The sequence below is a fragment of the Arthrobacter rhamnosi genome, assembly GCF_054510855.1.
Window position 1 is genome coordinate 22,156 of the sequence record NZ_JBTNDT010000002.1, and the last position, 17,915, is coordinate 40,070.

Annotated in this window: 17 protein-coding genes; 5 read left to right on the forward strand and 12 right to left on the reverse strand. The window is 68.6% G+C overall.

Annotated features, from left to right (window positions below; translation table 11 throughout):
• Positions 1 to 9: 9 nt before the first annotated feature.
• The 3 genes from ACX80I_RS04435 to ACX80I_RS04445 all read right to left on the reverse strand — a co-directional run bounded on the left by ACX80I_RS04435 (position 10) and on the right by ACX80I_RS04445 (position 2,999).
• A complete protein-coding gene (locus ACX80I_RS04435) occupies positions 10 to 249 on the reverse strand; it encodes a hypothetical protein (RefSeq protein ID WP_459343936.1) in 240 nt (79 codons plus the stop codon).
• Between the two features lie 144 nt (positions 250 to 393).
• Complete coding sequence (locus ACX80I_RS04440; protein WP_459343937.1) at positions 394 to 1,377, reverse strand: aldo/keto reductase; 984 nt, start codon at positions 1,375 to 1,377, stop codon at positions 394 to 396.
• A gap of 8 nt (positions 1,378 to 1,385) precedes the next feature.
• Entirely contained in the window at positions 1,386 to 2,999 is a 1,614-nt protein-coding gene (locus ACX80I_RS04445) for a cryptochrome/photolyase family protein (RefSeq protein ID WP_459343938.1), read from the reverse strand.
• A gap of 135 nt (positions 3,000 to 3,134) precedes the next feature.
• Between ACX80I_RS04445 and ACX80I_RS04450 the strand changes: the two genes are divergently transcribed.
• A complete protein-coding gene (locus ACX80I_RS04450) occupies positions 3,135 to 4,622 on the forward strand; it encodes an FAD-dependent oxidoreductase (RefSeq protein ID WP_459343939.1) in 1,488 nt (495 codons plus the stop codon).
• Between the two features lie 88 nt (positions 4,623 to 4,710).
• On the opposite strand, the gene ACX80I_RS04455 is transcribed toward ACX80I_RS04450, so the two are convergent.
• The 3 genes from ACX80I_RS04455 to ACX80I_RS04465 form a co-directional block, all read right to left on the reverse strand.
• Positions 4,711 to 5,106 carry a TfoX/Sxy family protein gene (locus tag ACX80I_RS04455; protein ID WP_459343940.1) on the reverse strand — a complete coding sequence of 132 codons (396 nt, stop codon included), beginning with the start codon at positions 5,104 to 5,106 and terminating at the stop codon, positions 4,711 to 4,713.
• A gap of 91 nt (positions 5,107 to 5,197) precedes the next feature.
• The gene (gene mscL / locus ACX80I_RS04460; RefSeq protein ID WP_459343941.1) at positions 5,198 to 5,617 is read right to left on the reverse strand and encodes a large conductance mechanosensitive channel protein MscL; all 420 of its coding nucleotides are present in this window, start codon (positions 5,615 to 5,617) and stop codon (positions 5,198 to 5,200) included.
• A 95-nt stretch (positions 5,618 to 5,712) separates the two neighbouring features.
• Positions 5,713 to 6,264, reverse strand: coding sequence for a TetR/AcrR family transcriptional regulator (locus ACX80I_RS04465; protein ID WP_459343942.1), 552 nt, complete (start codon positions 6,262 to 6,264; stop codon positions 5,713 to 5,715).
• Positions 6,265 to 6,325: 61 nt separating this feature from the next.
• Here ACX80I_RS04465 and ACX80I_RS04470 point away from each other — a divergent pair, with 61 nt between their 5' ends.
• Positions 6,326 to 7,918 carry an MFS transporter gene (locus ACX80I_RS04470; protein WP_459343943.1) on the forward strand — a complete coding sequence of 531 codons (1,593 nt, stop codon included), beginning with the start codon at positions 6,326 to 6,328 and terminating at the stop codon, positions 7,916 to 7,918.
• An 84-nt stretch (positions 7,919 to 8,002) separates the two neighbouring features.
• Here ACX80I_RS04470 and ACX80I_RS04475 read toward each other — a convergent pair whose 3' ends face one another.
• A complete protein-coding gene (locus tag ACX80I_RS04475; protein ID WP_459343944.1) occupies positions 8,003 to 9,250 on the reverse strand; it encodes an MFS transporter in 1,248 nt (415 codons plus the stop codon).
• A gap of 54 nt (positions 9,251 to 9,304) precedes the next feature.
• The gene (locus ACX80I_RS04480; protein WP_459343945.1) at positions 9,305 to 9,931 is read right to left on the reverse strand and encodes a TetR/AcrR family transcriptional regulator; all 627 of its coding nucleotides are present in this window, start codon (positions 9,929 to 9,931) and stop codon (positions 9,305 to 9,307) included.
• A 212-nt stretch (positions 9,932 to 10,143) separates the two neighbouring features.
• Between ACX80I_RS04480 and ACX80I_RS04485 the strand changes: the two genes are divergently transcribed.
• Together ACX80I_RS04485 and ACX80I_RS04490 are read left to right on the forward strand one after the other, a co-directional pair.
• The gene (locus ACX80I_RS04485; protein ID WP_459343946.1) at positions 10,144 to 11,616 is read left to right on the forward strand and encodes a purine-cytosine permease family protein; all 1,473 of its coding nucleotides are present in this window, start codon (positions 10,144 to 10,146) and stop codon (positions 11,614 to 11,616) included.
• Positions 11,617 to 11,619: 3 nt separating this feature from the next.
• Positions 11,620 to 12,723: an alcohol dehydrogenase catalytic domain-containing protein gene (locus ACX80I_RS04490; protein ID WP_459343947.1), complete on the forward strand. Its 1,104-nt coding sequence runs from the start codon at positions 11,620 to 11,622 to the stop codon at positions 12,721 to 12,723.
• Positions 12,724 to 12,766: 43 nt separating this feature from the next.
• Here ACX80I_RS04490 and ACX80I_RS04495 read toward each other — a convergent pair whose 3' ends face one another.
• The 4 genes from ACX80I_RS04495 to ACX80I_RS04510 all read right to left on the reverse strand — a co-directional run bounded on the left by ACX80I_RS04495 (position 12,767) and on the right by ACX80I_RS04510 (position 16,678).
• Positions 12,767 to 13,528, reverse strand: a complete 762-nt coding sequence (locus tag ACX80I_RS04495) for a copper homeostasis protein CutC (protein WP_459343948.1) — start codon at positions 13,526 to 13,528, stop codon at positions 12,767 to 12,769.
• The gene (locus ACX80I_RS04500; protein ID WP_459343949.1) at positions 13,529 to 14,437 is read right to left on the reverse strand and encodes a carbohydrate ABC transporter permease; all 909 of its coding nucleotides are present in this window, start codon (positions 14,435 to 14,437) and stop codon (positions 13,529 to 13,531) included.
• Between the two features lies 1 nt (position 14,438).
• Entirely contained in the window at positions 14,439 to 15,365 is a 927-nt protein-coding gene (locus tag ACX80I_RS04505) for a carbohydrate ABC transporter permease (protein ID WP_459343950.1), read from the reverse strand.
• A gap of 71 nt (positions 15,366 to 15,436) precedes the next feature.
• Entirely contained in the window at positions 15,437 to 16,678 is a 1,242-nt protein-coding gene (locus tag ACX80I_RS04510) for an extracellular solute-binding protein (RefSeq protein ID WP_459343951.1), read from the reverse strand.
• Between the two features lie 361 nt (positions 16,679 to 17,039).
• On the opposite strand from ACX80I_RS04510, the gene ACX80I_RS04515 reads away from it, so the two are divergent.
• A complete protein-coding gene (locus ACX80I_RS04515) occupies positions 17,040 to 17,915 on the forward strand; it encodes an SIS domain-containing protein (RefSeq protein ID WP_459344324.1) in 876 nt (291 codons plus the stop codon).

The window sequence follows — 17,915 nt, forward strand, 5'->3', positions numbered from 1 at the left end:
CGGGGCGGTTCAGCTCTGGGAGGTGCCGGCGGTGTTGTCGCTCGTGGTGATGCGCAGCGTGCCGTCGAACTTCCAGGTGGCGCGGGGAGCGTCGGGGCCGATATCGCGCGGCACCTCGATGGTCATGTCCTGCAGGGTGTAGTTGATCGCGGCGCCCCGGCCGGTCAGGTAGGACCACATCTCCTCGGCGAGGTCGGTCCAGTCGCGGATGGTGTGCGATTCGCCGGCGGGCGAGGTGTTCTCAGTCATGTCGATTCCTTCGTGGATGAGCCAACAATGACAGACGTCCTCTAACTCCGTCTGACTTAGGTACTGCACACCCTAGCCCAGGGCCGGGGTTACCGGAACCCGTCCCGAAGGACGGGTTCCGGCCCGCGGGTCACCGGCCGCGGGTCACCACTTCGGATGGACGGTGGCCCGGAAGTGGCGGTCGTAGATGTCGGCCACGGCGGCGCTGATCTCCGCACCGAGGCCCACGGAGTCGGCGGCCGCAGCATTGGCCCGGGCCTGCTCGGGATTGCGCGCTCCGGGGATCACGGTGCTGACGCCGTCCTGCGCGATGATCCAGGCAAGCGCGGCCTGCGCCGTGCTCACGCCCTCCGGGACGATTTCCGCGAAGTCACGTGCTGCCTGCAGTCCGGTCTCGTAGTCCACGCCGGAGAAGGTCTCGCCGACGTCGAACGCCGCGCCGGTCCGGTTGTAGTTCCGGTGGTCGTTCTCGGCGAACGCGGTGTCCTTCGTGTACTTGCCGGACAGCAGGCCCGATGCCAGGGGCACGCGGGCGATGATGCCGACCCCCGCCGCCTTGGCTGCCGGCAGGACCTCGTCGAGCGGCTTCAGCCGGAACGCATTGAGGATGATCTGCACGCTGGCGGTGTTGCCCCGGGCGATCGCGGCGAGCGCCTCGTCGGTGCGCTCCACGCTGACGCCGTAGTTCCTGATGACACCGTCGTCGACGAGGGTGTCGAGGGCGTCGAACACCTCGTCGGAACCGTAGACGGCGGTCGGCGGGCAGTGCAGCTGAACGAGGTCGAGGGCGTCGACGCCGAGGTTCTTCCGCGAGCGGTTGATCCACTGCCGGAAGTTGGACAGGGTGTAGTTCTCGGGCACCTGGTCGACCCGGCGGCCCATCTTGGTGCCCACGAGGATGTCGAGGTCCGGATTGGCGGCGAGGAATGACCCGATCGTCGTCTCGCTCCGCCCGTCACCGTACACGTCCGCCGTGTCGAAGAACGTCACGCCGGCTTCGACGGCCGCGTCGAGGACGGCGACGGCGTCCTTGTCCTCCACCTCACCCCAGTCGGCGCCGAGCTGCCAGGTACCGAGGCCGACGACGGAGACGGGCCTGTTGGTTCTTCCAAGGGTTCGTTGTTCCATGCTTTCGACTATAGGCCGGGCAGGGTGGACTGGGTCACCGGTGCCTCCCGCGCCGGCCGCGCGTCCGCCGGGCGCTCCTCCAGCGGTGCCCTCGCCTCCGTCCGCGTGCGCGCGCCGGTGTGCACGCCGTGGCGGTACCCGTCCGCCGCCGTCGACTCCTCACCCGGGATCCATCGTGCCGCCTCCTGACGCAGGTCGGATCGCCGCTCGGCGTCCATGCGGTCGTAGAGCATCACGCTCATGCGCGACCTCGGATTGCGGGCGAACAGTTCCCGGTAATCGCCGACGAACTCCCAGTAGAGCGCGTCCCAACTGAACCGCCAGGGGCCGTCCTTGAAGTCGCTCATCTTCTTGATGTAGTTGCTGCCGCTGACATAGGGCTTGGTCGTGATCATGGTGCCGGCCGCATATTGGCTCATGGCATAGACGTTGGGCACCATCACCCAGTCGTACGCGTCGATGAACATCTCCATGAACCACTCGTAGACGGCGTCGGGCCGAGCCCGCATCAGCAGGGCCGCGTTGCCGAGCACCATGAGGCGCTCGATGTGGTGGGCGTACGCGGTGTCGAGGACACGCGTGATGACGGAGTCCACCGGTTCCAGCCCGGTATCCCCGGACCACCAGCGGGGGTCCAGGTCGGCCGTCAGCTCCAGGGTGTTGCCGGTCCGCATCTCCCGGCCGCGGAGTACGTAGGACGCACGGATGTACTCCCGCCAGCCGATGACCTGGCGGAGAAAACCCTCCACACTGGCGATCGGCGTCTCATGCCGTTCGGCGAAGTCGAGCGCGAGGTCCACCACGTCGGCAGGGCTGAGGAGCCCGCTGTTCATGCTGGAACTCAGCGCCGAGTGGAACAGGTAGGTCTGGCCGACGGCGATCGAGTCCTCGTACGGACCGAAGAGCTCGAACCGTTCGACGAGGAAGGCTTCCAGGGCGTCGAAGGCCTGGCCGTGGGTCACGGGCCAGTTGAAGGACTCCGCGTTGCCGGGATTGTCGGGGAACGCCGACTGCACCCAGGCGATGGCTGCCGTGACGTCCGGCAGCCGCTCGAACTGCGGCAGGTCCGGCAGGGCGATCGTCTTCGGCAGCTTCTTCCGGTTCTCGGTGTCGAAGCTCCACTTCCCGCCCGTCGGGGAGCCGTCGGCCTCCACCAGGATGCCCAGTCGCTTGCGCTGCCACTCGTAGAAGGTCTGCATCCGCCAGTTGTGCGAGGAGAAGTAGGTGCCGATGAGCTCCCGCGGCGTGAGGAACTGCGGCGTCTCCAGGATGCGTGCCTCGACCGCGGCGTCGGCGAGGGTGCGAGTGAGGCGGCGCTCGAGCCAATCATCCACGACGTCATAGTGGGTCACGAGGGTGGCCCCGCGATCGGCGAGCACGGCGGACAGGCGTTCCTGGCTGGCGTGCTCGGCCGAGGTCTCCACGTAGTCCACGCCGAAGCCGGCGTCCTCCACGCGGCGCGCGAAGAGGGTCATGGCCGCCCGGTGCAGGACGAGTTTCTGCTGGTGGAACCGGAGGCTGCGGAACAGGAGGTCGTCCTCGATGAACACGAAGTGCGTGTCCGGGGACGCCTCGAGGTGCTCCTCGAACAGCTGCTGCGGGAGGACGAGCTGGACGTGCACGGAGGGTGCCTTCCTGAAGGGAATGGTCGTCGCGGGCAACCCTATCGCCCGCCTCCGACAGGCCCTCGGACCGCTTGACTGTAAGCATGCTTAGTGGTTCCGTGGGAAGACCGATCGGCTCGCGAAGGGACCACCATGAGATCGCTCTGGCTCGACACCGCTCCGCACATTCCGTCCGACAACCTGCAGGACGGCGCCGCGTACGACTCCGTGGTGGTGGGAGCGGGACTGACAGGCCTGACGACGGCGCTCCTGCTGGCACGGGCGGGCCACCGTGTGGCGGTCCTCGAGGCCCGGACCGCCGGAGCCGTGACCACGGGCAACACCACGGCGAAGCTCTCCCTCCTGCAGGGAACCAGCATCTCGACCATCCTGCAACACCACGACGCCGAACTCGCCCGTGCCTACGTTCTGGGCAACCGCGAGGGCCAGAGCTGGCTCCTGCGCTTCTGCGACGAGCACGGGATCGGCTACGAGACGCGCGACGCCGTCAACTACGCGACCACCGACACCGGCGCCCGCAAGCTCGTCGCCGAGCACGAGGCATGCACTGAGGCGGGCCTCGCCACCGAGCTCGGCGTTGCCGCCGACCTTCCCTTCCCCGTCCGCAAGACGCTGCGCCTGAAGGACCAGGCGCAGTTCCACCCGCTCGAGGTGTTGGCCGGCCTGGCGTCGGAGCTCCGGCGGCACGGCGGTGCACTGATCGAGGGCGTCCGGGTCGAGGGCGTCGCGAAGACCGGGTCCGAGGGCGTGGAGCTGAAGACCAGTGCTGGTGCCGTGACGGCGTCGAACGTGGTGCTCGCCACGGGCATCCCGATCCTGGACCGGGGCGGCTACTTCGCCGTCCTGCAGCCCATGCGCTCGTACTGCGTCGCCCTGACCGTGCAGGACGACGTCCCCGAGGACATGTACCTCAGCGTCGATTCGCCCACCCGTTCCCTGCGCACGGCGACGGTGGACGGGACCAAGTACCTGATCGCGGGCGGCAACGGCCACCGGGTGGGGCACAGCTCGAACACCCAGGGCCGGGTGGACGACCTCACGCGCTGGGCGCAGGAGTACTTCCCCACGGCGCGGCCCGCCTACGCCTGGTCCGCCCAGGACTACGCCCCTGCCGCCGCCGTGCCCTACGTCGGCAAGGTCCCGGCCGGCGGCGGGCACATCTACGCGGCGACGGGCTACAACAAGTGGGGCATGACGAACGCCGTCGCGGCGTCACTGGCTCTGTCCTCGGAGATCCTCGGGGGCAACATGCCGTGGGCCCAGACGCTCTACCGGACGAAGGTCAGCCCTGCGGACGCGCTCCAGACCGCCCAGGCGAACGCCGTCGTGGGCGTGGGCCTGGTGACCGGGTGGCTGTCGGGTCTCGCGAAGACCGGCTCCTCAGCACCCGGCGAGGGCGAGGGGCGCGTCATCCGGGAGGGTGCACGGCCCGTCGGGATCTGCACGGTCGACGGCGTCCAGCATCGCGTCTCGGCCGTCTGCCCGCACCTGCACGGCGTCCTGGCCTGGAACGACGCCGAGCGGTCCTGGGACTGCCCGCTCCATGGTTCGCGTTTCACGGCCGACGGGAAGCTGCTCGAAGGGCCGTCGACTTCCGACCTGGCGGACACGCGGCGCTGACGTCCCGCAGCCGGCCGCGAGCCCTCGCCCGCACTGCACCCGGCCCGGAAGCGTCGGTCGCCGCGACCAGCAGATCCCGCGGACGGACTCAGGCCGGGGCGGCGTCGGAGCTGTCCACCTGGAGCCGGACGGCGTAGTCGTAGGCCTCGAGCAGGAACACGGTCCACTCGCGGTCCTGGTCCTCGGTCCCCGACCCCTCCGGCGCGATGCTCACCCATTCACGGGCCGTCCCTCGTCCGATCCGCGCCGGAACCGCAGCACCCTGGGCGACGAGGTCCGCTGCGCGTTCCGCGGGCACCTTGACCATGAGCCGGCCCTCCCTGTCGACCAGGGCGAACAGCTTTCCACTCAGGGAGATCGCAGCACTCCCGAACATCGTGGTGCGCCCGACGCCGGCACGGTCCAGCAGCCCGCCGGCCAGGCGGTCGAGCCGCGCACCCGCCGCGGCGCGCTGGGTGCGGCGGCGCGCAGCGTCGTCGTTCATCGAACCCTCCCCGGGAGCGGTGCTGCGGATCCGTCGCTCCCATCCGCGACCGGAACCGGAGGGGCGACGCGCACCGCCGCCTCCTGCCCCCTCATTGCCGGACATCCCGACCCGCCATGTCCTTCAGCAGGTCGCGCATCTCCGTCAGCAGGGCGATATCCACGGGAATCGGCTCCTCCGCCGGCTCCGGGGCAGCGGTGCGGTGGTGGAGGCGCCGGTGCGCGTGGTTCAGGGGGACGACGAAGAGGAAGTAGACCACGGCCGCCGTGATGAGGAACGAGACCGCCGCCGTGATGACGGCACCGATGTCGACGAAGGTGGCATCGTTGCCCGGCCGGATGCGGAAACCGAACCCGGCGGCATCGACGCCGCCCGCGGACGCGATGATCGGGTTGATGATGTTCGCGGTGAAGGCCCCCACGAGGGCGGTGAAGGCGCCGCCGATCACGACGGCGATGGCCAGTTCGACGACATTGCCGCGGAGAATAAAGTCCTTGAAACCCTTGATCATCGTCATCCCTGGTCGGTGGTTGCTGGGTGTGCCGGATATTCCTGCACACCCACTCTAGGGTCGGATCCTCCTGGACGCATGGCTGGAGCGGCCGATCAGGAGCCGGCGGCCCTGCGGGCGGAGACGATCAGGTCGACGACGTCGAGCAGTTCCTCGATCTCCTCGCTGCTGGTCCGGCCGGCACCGGCGGAGGCGAAGAACGCGGCATCGTAGTAGAGCCCGTCGCCCAGCAGCTTGACGGCGCGCGCCGTCGTGCGATCACCGAGCTCGGCCTCGAGGGCGTCCAGCCACCGTTCCTGGATCCCGGCGAGGGAGGCCTTCGCCGTGGGGTGGCCCTGCTGGGCGAGGCGGGCCATCGAGACGAGGGCCCGGTCGAGGGCGCTGTCCTCGAACACGGAGGTGCGGACGTAGTAGCGGGCCGCTCCGTCCGGCGCCGACGTCATGGCCTCGCGGTCCTTGTCGGCCAGTCCCCGGAGCCGGTCCGCGAGCCCGTCCACCAGCGCCTCCTTGGAGGGGAAGTGATACAGCAGGCCGCCCTTGGAGACGTCGGCGGCGGCGGCGACCGCCTCCATGGTGGCGGCCCTCTCACCGTCGCGGATCAGCGCGTGCTCGAAGCTGTCGAGGATGCGTTCACGGGAACTGGACACTCCTCGATGATACCGGTCACTTTTGTTGTACTATACCGGCTGGACGGTATAGCTTGGATGGATGACCACCACACCCTCCACCTCCGCACGCACCGGGGTGAACCCGCGTGCCGTTTCCCCCTCCCCCTCTCCCTCCCTTGCCGGCCGCCGCGAATGGTTCTCCCTGGCCGTGCTGATGCTGCCGGTGCTGCTGGTCTCGGTCGACAACACCGTCCTGAGCTTCGCGCTGCCGGAGATCTCCCGCTACTTCGCAACGAGCGGCACCACACTGCTCTGGATCGTGGACAGCTACCCCCTCGTCCTCGCGGGACTCCTGGTCGCGATGGGCAGCCTGGGCGACCGCTTCGGCCGCCGGCGCCTGCTCATGATCGGCGCGGCCGGCTTCGCCCTCTTCTCCGTGGTGGCAGCCTTCGCCCCGACCGCGGCCTTCCTCGTCGCGTCCCGCGTCGGCCTCGGTGTGTTCGGTGCCATGCTCATGCCGTCGACCCTGTCGCTGATCCGCAACATCTTCGCCGACCGGAACCAGCGGCGGATCGCCATCGCGGTCTGGGCCGCGGGATTCTCGGCCGGCGCCGCCCTCGGCCCCCTGCTCGGCGGTGTCCTGCTCGAGCACTTCTGGTGGGGCTCGGTGTTCCTCCTCGCAGTGCCCGTCCTCGTCCTCATGCTCGCGCTGACCCCGGCCGTCGTGCCCGAGTCCAGGGACTCGAACCCGGGCCGCGTGGACTACGCCAGCATCGTGCTGTCCATCGCGACGATGCTGCCGGTCGTCTACGCCATCAAGAACCTGGCGAAGGGAGGCCCGCTGCTCGTCTCGGTGACCGCGGCATTCATCGGCCTCGCCGCCGGCACCGCGTTCGTCGTGCGCCAGCTCCAGCGGCGCGACCCGATGCTCGACGTCCGCCTGTTCACGGTGCGAGCCTTCACGGGAGCCGTCCTCGTGAACCTCCTCGCGATCTTCTCGCTCGTCGGGTTCCTGTTCTTCGTCTCGCAGCACCTGCAGCTGATCCTGGGCTACACCCCGCTCGACGCCGGGCTCGTGCTGCTGCCGGGCCTCCTGGTGACCATCGTCGCCGGCCTCGGCGTCGTGCCGCTCGCCCGGCGGCTGCCACCGCATGCCGTCGTCTCGGTGTCGCTGCTCTTCTCGGCCGTTGCCTACGCGATGATCGCCCTGCTCGGCGAGGGCGGATCCGCGGGCTTCCTCCTGGTCGCCTTCGTCATCCTCGGGATCGGCGTGGGAGCGTCGGAGACGGTCTCCAATGACCTGATCCTGTCCACGGTGCCGGCCGACAAGGCCGGAGCCGCCTCCGCCGTCTCGGAGACGGCCTACGAGGTCGGCTCGGTCCTCGGCACCGCGGTGCTGGGCAGCATCCTGCTCGCCTCCTACCAGCGCAACCTGATGCTCCCCGCGGGCCTCACCTCCGCACAGGTGGAGTCGTCCACGGAGACCCTCGGCGGTGCCGTCGAGGTCGGGACGCAGCTCGGCCCGGCCTCCGCCGCGCTCCTGCGGGATTCGGCGTTCGCCGCCTTCGACAGCGGCGTGACGGTCACCTCCGGCATCGCAGCCCTGCTCATGGTGGGGGCGTCCGTGCTGGCGGCGTGGAGCCTGCGCGGCGAGGCGAAGGCCGGACCGGCGCGGGCGACCGCCGACCACTAAGACACCAGGATGCACCCGGCGAGTACCCACCCGCCGGGTGCATTCGGATGTTCCGGCCGGCATCGGACGCCGGATGACTCGCCCCTAGCGGCGGGCGGTCTTCTCGCACGCGCTGACGAGGAGGACCGCGCAGCTGAACCAGATGGCGCCGGCCGCGCCCAGCGGGGCGGCGAGAAAACCGGCGGTGATCGGCATGACGACCTGTCCTACGCGGTTGCCGGTCAGCCGGACGGCAAGAGCCGTCCCCCGCCACCCGTCGGGGACGGCGGTGGAGACGAGCGTCATCGTCAACGGCTGCCCGAGACCGAGGCAGAACCCGCCGACGACCAGCAGCGGTACGACGATCCACGGCTGGCCGACGGTCAGTGGGGGGAAGATCAGGGCCACTCCGGATCCGTACAGGCTGACGAGCAGCAGCGTCCGCGACGACAGTCGGGAGGACAGCCAGGGCAGGCAGGATCGGGACAGGATGGAAGCAGCCCCGCGGATGGCCAGCAGCACCCCGATCTGGGCGGGTGGGATGCCCGCCTCCTCCCCCGCAAGCGGAAGGAAGGCGGTCAGGATGTCCAGCATTGCCAGCAGCGACAGGGATGCCAGCATGTGGGACGGCACGCCCGTTCGGCCCAGGATGGCCGACAGCGTCGCCCGTTCCCGGGCAGGCAGGGAGCGTCCGTCGGCGGGCTGTCCGAGACCCCCGGGAGTGCCGGCGGCAGGGGTCTTGCTCCCGGGTGGCCGGACGGTGCGGATCAGCACGACCGGAGCCGCCAGCAGCGACAGGCCCGCACCGACCCACAGGGCTACCGTGATGCTGGCGGAGCGCTCGGCGGAGACCGTTCCGAGGCTGGAGCCCAGCAGGAGGCCTGCGATCAGTGGGCCGGCGAGTTGCCCGGCGGAGAAGGCCGCCGTGAACCATCCGAAGGCGGCGTTCATCTGCCCGGGACGGGCGTGGCGGGTGATCAGGGTCTGGCCGGCGATGGTGAAGACCAGATGCCCGAACCCCAGCAGTGCATTGGCTCCTGCCACGAGGGCGATGCTGGAGGACAGCGCAAGCGCCAGGGAGCCCAGGCCGAGCAGGGCCGCTCCCAGGGCGACCAGCCGGCTCAGCCGCCGCATCCTGTCACTGAGCCGTCCGAGCGGCAACGCACTGAGCAGGGGGATGAGGGCGTAGGCGGCAGTCACCAGGCCGATGGTGGTGGTGTCGGCGTCGAGGGCCAGAAGCTTGTAGGTGGTGACGGGCCGTACGAGGTTGAGTGCGGTCTGGGTCAACAGGGCGCCGCCGGCAAGGATCCACAACCAACCCCACGAGCGCCGGGACGCGATGCTAGGAGACATCCGGACGATCTGGGAGAAGCAGTGCGGCCCGCGTTCCTATCGCATACCCGACCTTCATACTCGGTCGAGCCCGGCCCGCGAGACCTCCAGGTAGCTGATCGCCGCCCGGATCCCCAGACGCAGGCCTTCCCCGATGCGGTCCGGAGCGGCCTCCGAGGCACCGGCCCCGTGCAGTGCGGGATGCGTGTCCGCGGTGGACAGCCAGAGCGGATCGGGGGACGCAGCGTCGAGAGCCGATCCGAAGACCAGGGCGTCGAGCATGGAGATCACCGCCAGGTGCTGCTCCCGCGGCACGCCGGCCTCGACGAGAGCCGATGCCAGGACCTCGTACAGGGCCAGCGTCGGCGCGTCATCGACCATGCGCCCCAGGAGCAGCGGGATCGCCGAAGGGTAGCGGGCCACGGCCTCCCGGTAGGCCAGGACCCAGTACTCGATCCTCGACTGCCAGCTCGCGTCCGCCCCACCCAGCGCGCCGAGGTCGATCTCGCGGTAGATCCGCTCCCGGAGGGCTTCGATGATCTCGTCCCTGCCCCCGATCATGTGGTGATACAGCGAGGAGGGATTGACGCCGAGGTGCTGGGCGATCCCGGTGATCGTGAAGTCGCGGTGCCTGCCGACGAGCTCCAGGGCGGCTTCGAGGATGATGTCCCGCGACAACAGTTGCTTGCGTGGCCGTGCCATTCTCCGAGTATGGCAGACCCGGATTCTCCTTCCCCGGCGAGCAGGAGGGATGCCGGATCGCGTTACCAAATAGTATTTGGTTAAGTGTGAACCACGTCATATTCTGGGGCAACGCCTGTTCCTCCCGGGAGCAGGCGCCGTCCCCGACCTGCAGCCCGCCGCCAGCACGGCGACGACGGCGGCCCTTCCAGCCCCTACCGACGAAGGTGACCATGTCGCACGTTCCGAACGACCAGACCTCCGCCCCGGCTCCCCCGCTGATCGAGGCCCGCTCGATCGACTGGATCCCCGAGAACGAACGCCACGGGAAGCTGTGGCATCAGGCACCCCTGTGGTTCCTGGGCAACTTCCAGTACTTCTCCATCCCGATCGGCTTCATCGGCCCCTCCCTGGGACTGTCCTTCGGCTGGACCGTGCTCGCCAGCATCCTCGGCATCGCCGTCGGCACCGTGTTCATGGCCTTCCACGCGTCCCAGGGCCCGACCATGGGCCTCCCTCAGCTGATCCAGTCACGGGCGCAGTTCGGCTATCGCGGCGTGATCGTGCCGCTCCTGGCCACGCTGTTCACCTACATGGCCTTCAACGTCGCCGACACCGTGCTTCTCAGCGAAGGCCTCAGCGGCTCCTTCGGCTGGAACCCCACCGTGATCGCCGTGCTGGCAACCCTCGCCGGGGTGGTCCTGGCCATCTTCGGCCACGACTGGCTCCACAAGGCATTCCGCATCCTGCTGTACGTCTCGCTGCCGATCATGACGATCCTGACCATCGGCGTCATCACCGGCGCTGCCGGCGGATCGCTGAGCGGCGGGGAGTACGGATTCACCTGGCCGGCTTTCATGGCCCAGTTCGCGGCCTGCGCCGCCTACAACATCACGTACGCCCCGTACGTCTCCGACTACTCCCGCTACCTGCCCACCACAACCCGGGCCCGGTCGGTGATCGCCGCAGTCTTCTGCGGTGCCTCGTCCTCGGCGATCTGGCTGATCATCCTCGGCGCCTGGCTGTCGATCGCGCTGGGTGCGACGGATGGGCTCGTCGGGCTCCAGACCGCGGGCAACTCCGTCTTCGCCCGCCTGGGGGACGCGGCGGCCCTGCTCTCCGCGCTGGCGCTCACGGCGACCATGGGGATGAACGCCTACGGTGGGATGCTGACGGTGCTCACGACCATCGATTCGATCCGGCCCATCAAGCCGAGGACCACCGCACGCGTCGTGACCATCCTGGCTCTGGCCGTCGCCTGGTACGCCATTGCCGCTTCCATCAACTCGGGCGCGGTCGCGACCGTCTTCTCGGCCCTGACCCTGATGCTCTACATCCTGGTGCCGTGGACGGCCACGAACCTCGTCGACTTCTTCCTCGTCCGGAAGGGCCACTACGCGATCACCGACCTGTTCACCCCGAAGGGCATCTACGGCGCCTGGGGCTGGCAGGGGCTGGCAGCCTTCGCCATCGGTCTGCTGACCGAGATCCCGTTCATGCTGCTGCCTGCCGTCGGGAACTGGAGCTACGTGGGCCCGGTCGCCACGGCGCTCGGGGGCGTGGACATCGCCTGGTTCGTGGGTCTGCTGACCACATCCCTGGCATACCTGCTGCTCAGCCGGACCATCGACCGCGGTGCCGAGGAAGCGCACCTGCGGGAGAGCAACGAGACGCTCTCGAAGACCATCACCACCGACCAGGAATAGCCCGTGACCGACACTTCCGCTTTCACCTTCCGGCCCGGGGCCGGACCGTCCCTCGAACCCGTCCGGGTCCGGCCCCCGGACCGCGGGCAGGTCCGCGTGGAGATCCGCGCCACCGGGGTGTGTCATTCCGATCTGCACATCGTCAACGGGGACTGGCCCACGGAACGCCCCTTGGTCCTGGGGCACGAGGCGTCCGGTGTGGTGCAGGAGACGGGGCCCGACGTCACGGACCTGGTGCCGGGGGACCATGTGGTCCTGTCGTGGTTCGCCCCGTGCAGGAAATGCGTCAACTGCGCGGCGGGCCGGGGCTGGCTCTGCACGGGGACCACGGCCCTGGACCACACACTGCCGGACGGGAGCACGCCGTTCTCCGACGGGAACGGGCAGGACCTGTGGCCCTACCTCGGGCTCGGGACCTTCACCAGCGAGGTCGTCGTCCCGGAGACGGCCGCCGTGAAGGTGGGCAAGGACGTCCCGTTCACCGTCGGGGCGCTGCTGGGCTGCTCGGTGACGACCGGCGTGGGCGCCGTGCTCAACACCGCCGATGTCCCGGCTGGAGCGTCGGCGGTCGTCATCGGCTGCGGCGGGGTGGGTCTGTCGGTCATCATGGGGCTTCGGCTCGCGGGCGCGTATCCGATCATCGCCGTCGACCTGTCCGAGGCCAAACGCACCAAAGCGGAAGAACTGGGTGCGACCCTCACCGTCGACCCGCGGACGACGGACCTCACGTCCTACGTCAGCGAGAACCTCGGAGGGGTGGACTTCGCGTTCGAGGCCATCGGCAACGAGAAGGTCATCGAGACCTTGCCGGGACTGCTGGCCCCCGGTGGTGCTGCGGTGCTGGTCGGGATGACGCGCATCGGTGCGCGGTCCTCCATCGACCCCTTCGATCTCGCCGACCAGGGCAAGCGGATCCTCGGCTGCAATTACGGGTCCAGCGTTGCGCACGTCGACATCCCCCGCCTGTCACGGCTCTACCTCGCGGGGCAGCTGCCGCTGGAGGAACTCATCGACACCGTCCGCCCGCTGGGCGATGCACAACAGGCACTGGACGAACTGGCGGCAGGCTCCGGGCTGCGGTCGATCCTGATCCCCGGCGGTCGATGACGCACTACCGGCGGTTCCGCACCCGGACCAGGGGCGGCGGGTTTCAGCCGTGCACTACCCGGTTCACTTCCTGGACGACTTCCCGGACCAGGGACTCGTCCGTCCCGTAGGAGGCGCCGCCCGGGTCGGCGGAACCGACCGACACGCGGTTATCCAGGGCCTGCCGTACCGGTTTCTTCGCCGACAGGTGCACCCCGTGCACGCCGACCGCGATGATGCGGCGCAGCTGGTCGGGCGTGACGCCGCCCCCGGCCTGGATCTCGAGGCCTGTTCCCCGCGCCAGCATGGTCCCGATCGTCGCCAGTCCCTGACCGACGGTGGGGGCGCCACCGGAGGTGAGGACCCGGTCGACGCCCGCTGCGGCGAGGTCGTCGAGGTGCTCGGCCGGAGCCCGGAGCTGATCGATGGCGCGGTGGAACGTCACCTCCGTGCCGGCATCGACGGCCCGGGCCCCCTCGGTGATCCGCGCGAGCGAGGGAGTGTCGATCCGCCCGTGCGCAGTCAGGGCGCCGACCACCACGCCCGCTGCGCCTCCGTGCACGGCGCCGGCCGCCTCATCGGTCATCCACCCGATCTCCTCGGACGAGTAGACGAATCCGCCCGGCCTGCAGCGGATCAGCACGTACACCGGGATGCCGGTTGCGACCGTCTCCCGGATCATCGTCCCGCTGGGGGTCAGTCCGCCGAGTTCGAGCGCGATGCAGAGTTCGACGCGGTCCGCTCCCCCAGCGATCGCCGCACGCGCCCCGGCGGGTGACGTGACAGCGATCTCGACGGCAGGCCGCCGCACCGCGTCAGCCGCCACCTACTTCACCGATCCTGCCGTCAGCCCTCCGATGAGCCGCTTCTCGATGAGGGCGAAGAGGAGGATCACCGGGACGATCGCGACGATCGACACCCCGAAGACGTACTGCCAGCTCGTCGCGTACTGGCCGATGAACTTGGTGAGGGCGACAGAGAGCGGCTGGTTCTCCGCGGTGGACATGATGACCAGGCTGGCGGCGAACTCGTTCCACGAGGCGACGAACGTGAAGATGATGGCCGTGACGATACCCGGCCAGACGAGCGGCAGGTTGATCCGGAAGAGCACGGCCAGGCGGCTCGCCCCGTCCAGCTGGGCTGCCTCGTCCACTTCCTTCGGGATCCCGGCGAAGAAGCTGTGCATGATCCAGAGCGCGAAGGACAGGTTGAAGGCCGCATTGATCAGGATCATGGCGAGCCAGGTGTCGTTGAGGTCGAGCACGAGCATCTGCCGGAAGAGCCCCGCCGTCAGCACGGCCGGCTGGAGCATCTGCGTCACGATGACGAGGAACAGGAACGCCCACTTGCCGGGGAAGTTGAAGCGGGCCGTGTAGTAGGCGGCGGGCGTCGCGACGAGCAGGACGAGCAGGGTGGCGAACACCGCGATGATCACCGTCGAGATGAGGTTGTACGTCAGCGGCGTCTCAGGGGTGGACCACATGGTCGCGTAGTTGCCGGCCTGTAGTCCGTCCTGCGGGAAGTAGCGCGGCGGGACCGCGAGGATCTCCGACCGGGTCTTCAGCGACCCCACGAGCATGATGAGGTACGGGACGAGGAAGACGATGGCGATCAGTATCCCGACGACGACGCGGGCCGCCATCCGTCCGCCGGTGGCTCCGTCGGCACCGTACTTCCTGGCGCGGCCGTCCGCCGGCGCCTGCGCAGGAACCGTCTGGGGTGTCGCGATGGCCATGTCAGTCCTCCTTCATCGGCTTGACGATCTTCACGTACGCGGCCACGATCACGATCACGATGGCGAAGTTGATCACGCTCAGTGCACTGGCGAGGTCCAGGCGCCGGTCGAACTGGAGGACCTTGAAGATGTAGGTCATGAGGGTGTCGGCGCTGTAGCCGGGGATCGAGCCGGTCATGATGCGCAGGATGGGCAGGTTGTTGAAGACGTTGATGACGTTGATGAGCACGGCGACGGCGAGCGCGCTGCGCAGCTGCGGCAGGACCACCAGGAAGTAGGTGCGCACCCTCCCGGCGCCGTCCATCTTCGCGGCTTCGAGGATGTCCCCCGGCACTGCCTGCAGCCCCGCGAGCAGGGTGTAGGTGGTGAAGGGGATGGAGACGAAGATGCCGACGACGATGGCAGCGCCGAGTGCGGTCGCGACGTTCTTCGTGAAGCCGTAGGGGCTGTCGAGCACCCCGATGTCGACGAGGAAGGTGTTCATGATGCCGTAGTCACGGTCCAGGCCGTAGTAGAAGACGGTCGTCGTCATGACCACGCTCGCGGCCCAGGGGACCACGACCGCCATGCGCACCAGGGTCCGCCCCGGGAAGGGCTTGTTGAGGAAACTCGCGAGCGCGAGCGAGAGGAGAACGGTGACGGTCACGACCACCACGACCCACACCAGCGTGTTCAGGAGGATCCGGGGCAGGTTGGGATCGGCCAGGACCCTGCTGAAATTCGCGAAGCCGACGCCCTCGATGTTGGTTCCCGCCTGGCTGATCCGCCGGGTGGAGTTGTAGATCATGTAGGCGGCGGGGAACAGGACGACGCCGAAGATCAGGATCAGGACCGGCCCGATCCAGGGAAGCGCAGCGACGAGGCTTTCCCGGTTCTGGCCGCGGGCCGTTCGGATCCGCGTGATGGGCGGCTGCTGGAAGGTACTCATGGGTGCTGACCGTTCTCTTCGGACAGGAGGGGAGCCGACGAGGACACGCCGGCTCCCCTCCCGCTGGTGCCTCAGGCCGCGGCGTCGGCCTTTGCCTGGATCTGCTCGAGCACGGATGCGGGCTCCTGTGTCTCCAGCAGGCCCATGAGGGACTTGAAGGCGCCATCGGTGGCATTCCACGCGGGGTTGGACGTGGGGTAGAACTTCGCGTTGGGCAGCATCTCGAGGAACGGCTTCAGCGTCTCGTCGGAGGCCATGGCCTCGGATCCCGACTTCGTCGTCGGGAGGAAGCCCTCGCTCTGCACCCAGTCCACGTACTGGTCCTCGGCGAAGAAGAAGTCCATGAAGGAGGTGATGGCTTCCTGCTTCGTCTCGTCGTTCTTGAAGGCCATGAGACGGTCGGCCACACCGAGGGTGGCGGGCTCCCCGGTGTTCGTGGGGACATTCGCGACACCGTAGTTCAGGTCGGGGTTGGCATCCTCGATCTGCCCGACGGTCTGCGGAAGGCCGTAGACCATGCCGATCTTGCCCTGCAGGAACACGTTGATCATCGGCGTGCGCTGCGTGGCACCGGGGTCGGGCTGCGTGACGCCGTCCGTGATCATCTTCTTCATGAATTCGGCGGCCTCGAGGTTCTCGGGAGTGTCGACCGTGATCTTCGACGAATCACCGAACCCGCCGCCGTTGCCGGCGAACCAGATGAGGGATTCGCCCTGCGCCTCCTCGGAACCGAGCGGCATACCGTATCCGGGGGTCCCCGTCGCCGTGATCTTCTGGGCGGCATCGTGCAGTTCCTCCCAGGTCGTGGGCGGAGCCTCGACGCCTGCGGCATCGAACAGGTCCTGGTTGTAGAACAGGGCACGGGCGGAGGCCAGGAGAGGCAGTCCGTACTGGGTGCCGTCGAAGCTCTCGTTCTCCGCGAACGACTCCTGGAAATCGCCCAGGGTGTCCTCGGACGCGATGTCCTCGGCGGGATAGAGCAGTCCCTCGGAGGCGAAGGCCGAGAACGCGCCGCCGTTGTAGATGTCGGGCGCCTCCCCCGCCTGGATCTTGGTCTGGAGCACCGATTCGAGGTTCTCCCAGGATTCGATCTGCAGGTTGACCGTCACGCCGTCGTTGGCTGCCTCGAAGTCCTCGATGACGCCTTCCCAGAGGGCCTTGGTGTCGTCGGAGTAGCTGGGGACCAGCATGTTGATCGTCGTGTCACCACCCTCCGACTCGGTCGACGCGCCGCCGCCGAAACCGCAGGAGGACACAGCGAGTGTCCCGACGGCGGCCATCGCCACCATGCCCATCCTCAGCTTGCTCTTCATTGCATGATTCCTTCTCGAGAGGGTCCCAGAACAGGGAGGTACCGCGGACTCGGCAGGTCCCGACTCCGGCCGCTGGTGAGTGAATGTGATCAGTAGGAGGACCAAGCAATCAGCAGCGAGCAGTTTGTCCTCCATAGCATGCCGTGACGTACGTCTCAGGTCAAGCATTCCGGGAAGAAGCAATACGACCGAAACACAGGGTGCCGCGTCCGCCCCCTACCTCCCGTCCGTGATCGAAGATGATCTCTGGACAGCTGCTTCGCTCATGGGTAATCATGGAGCAATTCGAACCGGCATCCAGGAGAACCCCGTGTCCCAGCTTCCCGAATCATCGACCGCAGCCCCCGTCCCCGGCCTGCACATGGACAGCGAGCTGTCCTCGCAGCCGGAGTGCTGGGAACGCGCCATCGCCCAGGCGAACCAGGAACAGCTCCTTCCGGCCCCGGGCCAGAGGGTCGCCGTCGTGGGGTGTGGGACGTCGTGGTTCATGGCGCAGTCCTATGCCGCCGCCCGCGAAGCCTCCGGCAGCGGCGAGACCGATGCGTATGCGGCATCGGAGGCATCCGCCGTCACGTCCCGTGCGTACGACGCCGTCGTCGCCATCACGCGTTCGGGCACCACCAGTGAGATCCTCTCCCTGCTGTCGGAGCTGAAGGGAAAGGTGCCCACCGTCGTGGTCCTCGGGGACGTCGACTCGCCTGCCGTCGCCCTCGCCGACGCCGTCGTCGGGTTGCCCTACGCGGACGAGTCGTCCGTCGTCCAGACCCGCTTCGCCACCTCCGCTTTGGTGTACCTGCTGACCTCCGTGGGCGTGGACCTCGGGTCCGCCGTCGCCGATGCACGCACTGCGGTCACGACGGACACACCGGACGAGTTGCTGGCCGCGGACCAGTTCAGTTTCCTCGGCACGGGCTGGACCGTCGGGCTCGCCCACGAGGCCGCCCTCAAGATGCGCGAGGGAGTGCAGGGCTGGACGGAGTCCTACCCCGCCATGGAATACCGGCACGGCCCCATCGCCATCGCACAGCCCGGCAGGGTCACCTGGGTGTTCGGCCAGGAGCCGGACGGCCTGCGGGAGGAGGTCGCGGCCACCGGCGCCCTGTACGTCAGCACCGGCGCCCATCCGCTGGCGGACCTCGCGCGCGTCCACAGGATCACCCTGGACCGTGCCCGCTCCCGCAGCCTGGATCCCGACGCCCCGCGCCACCTCTCGCGCTCCGTGGTCCTCGAGAGCTGA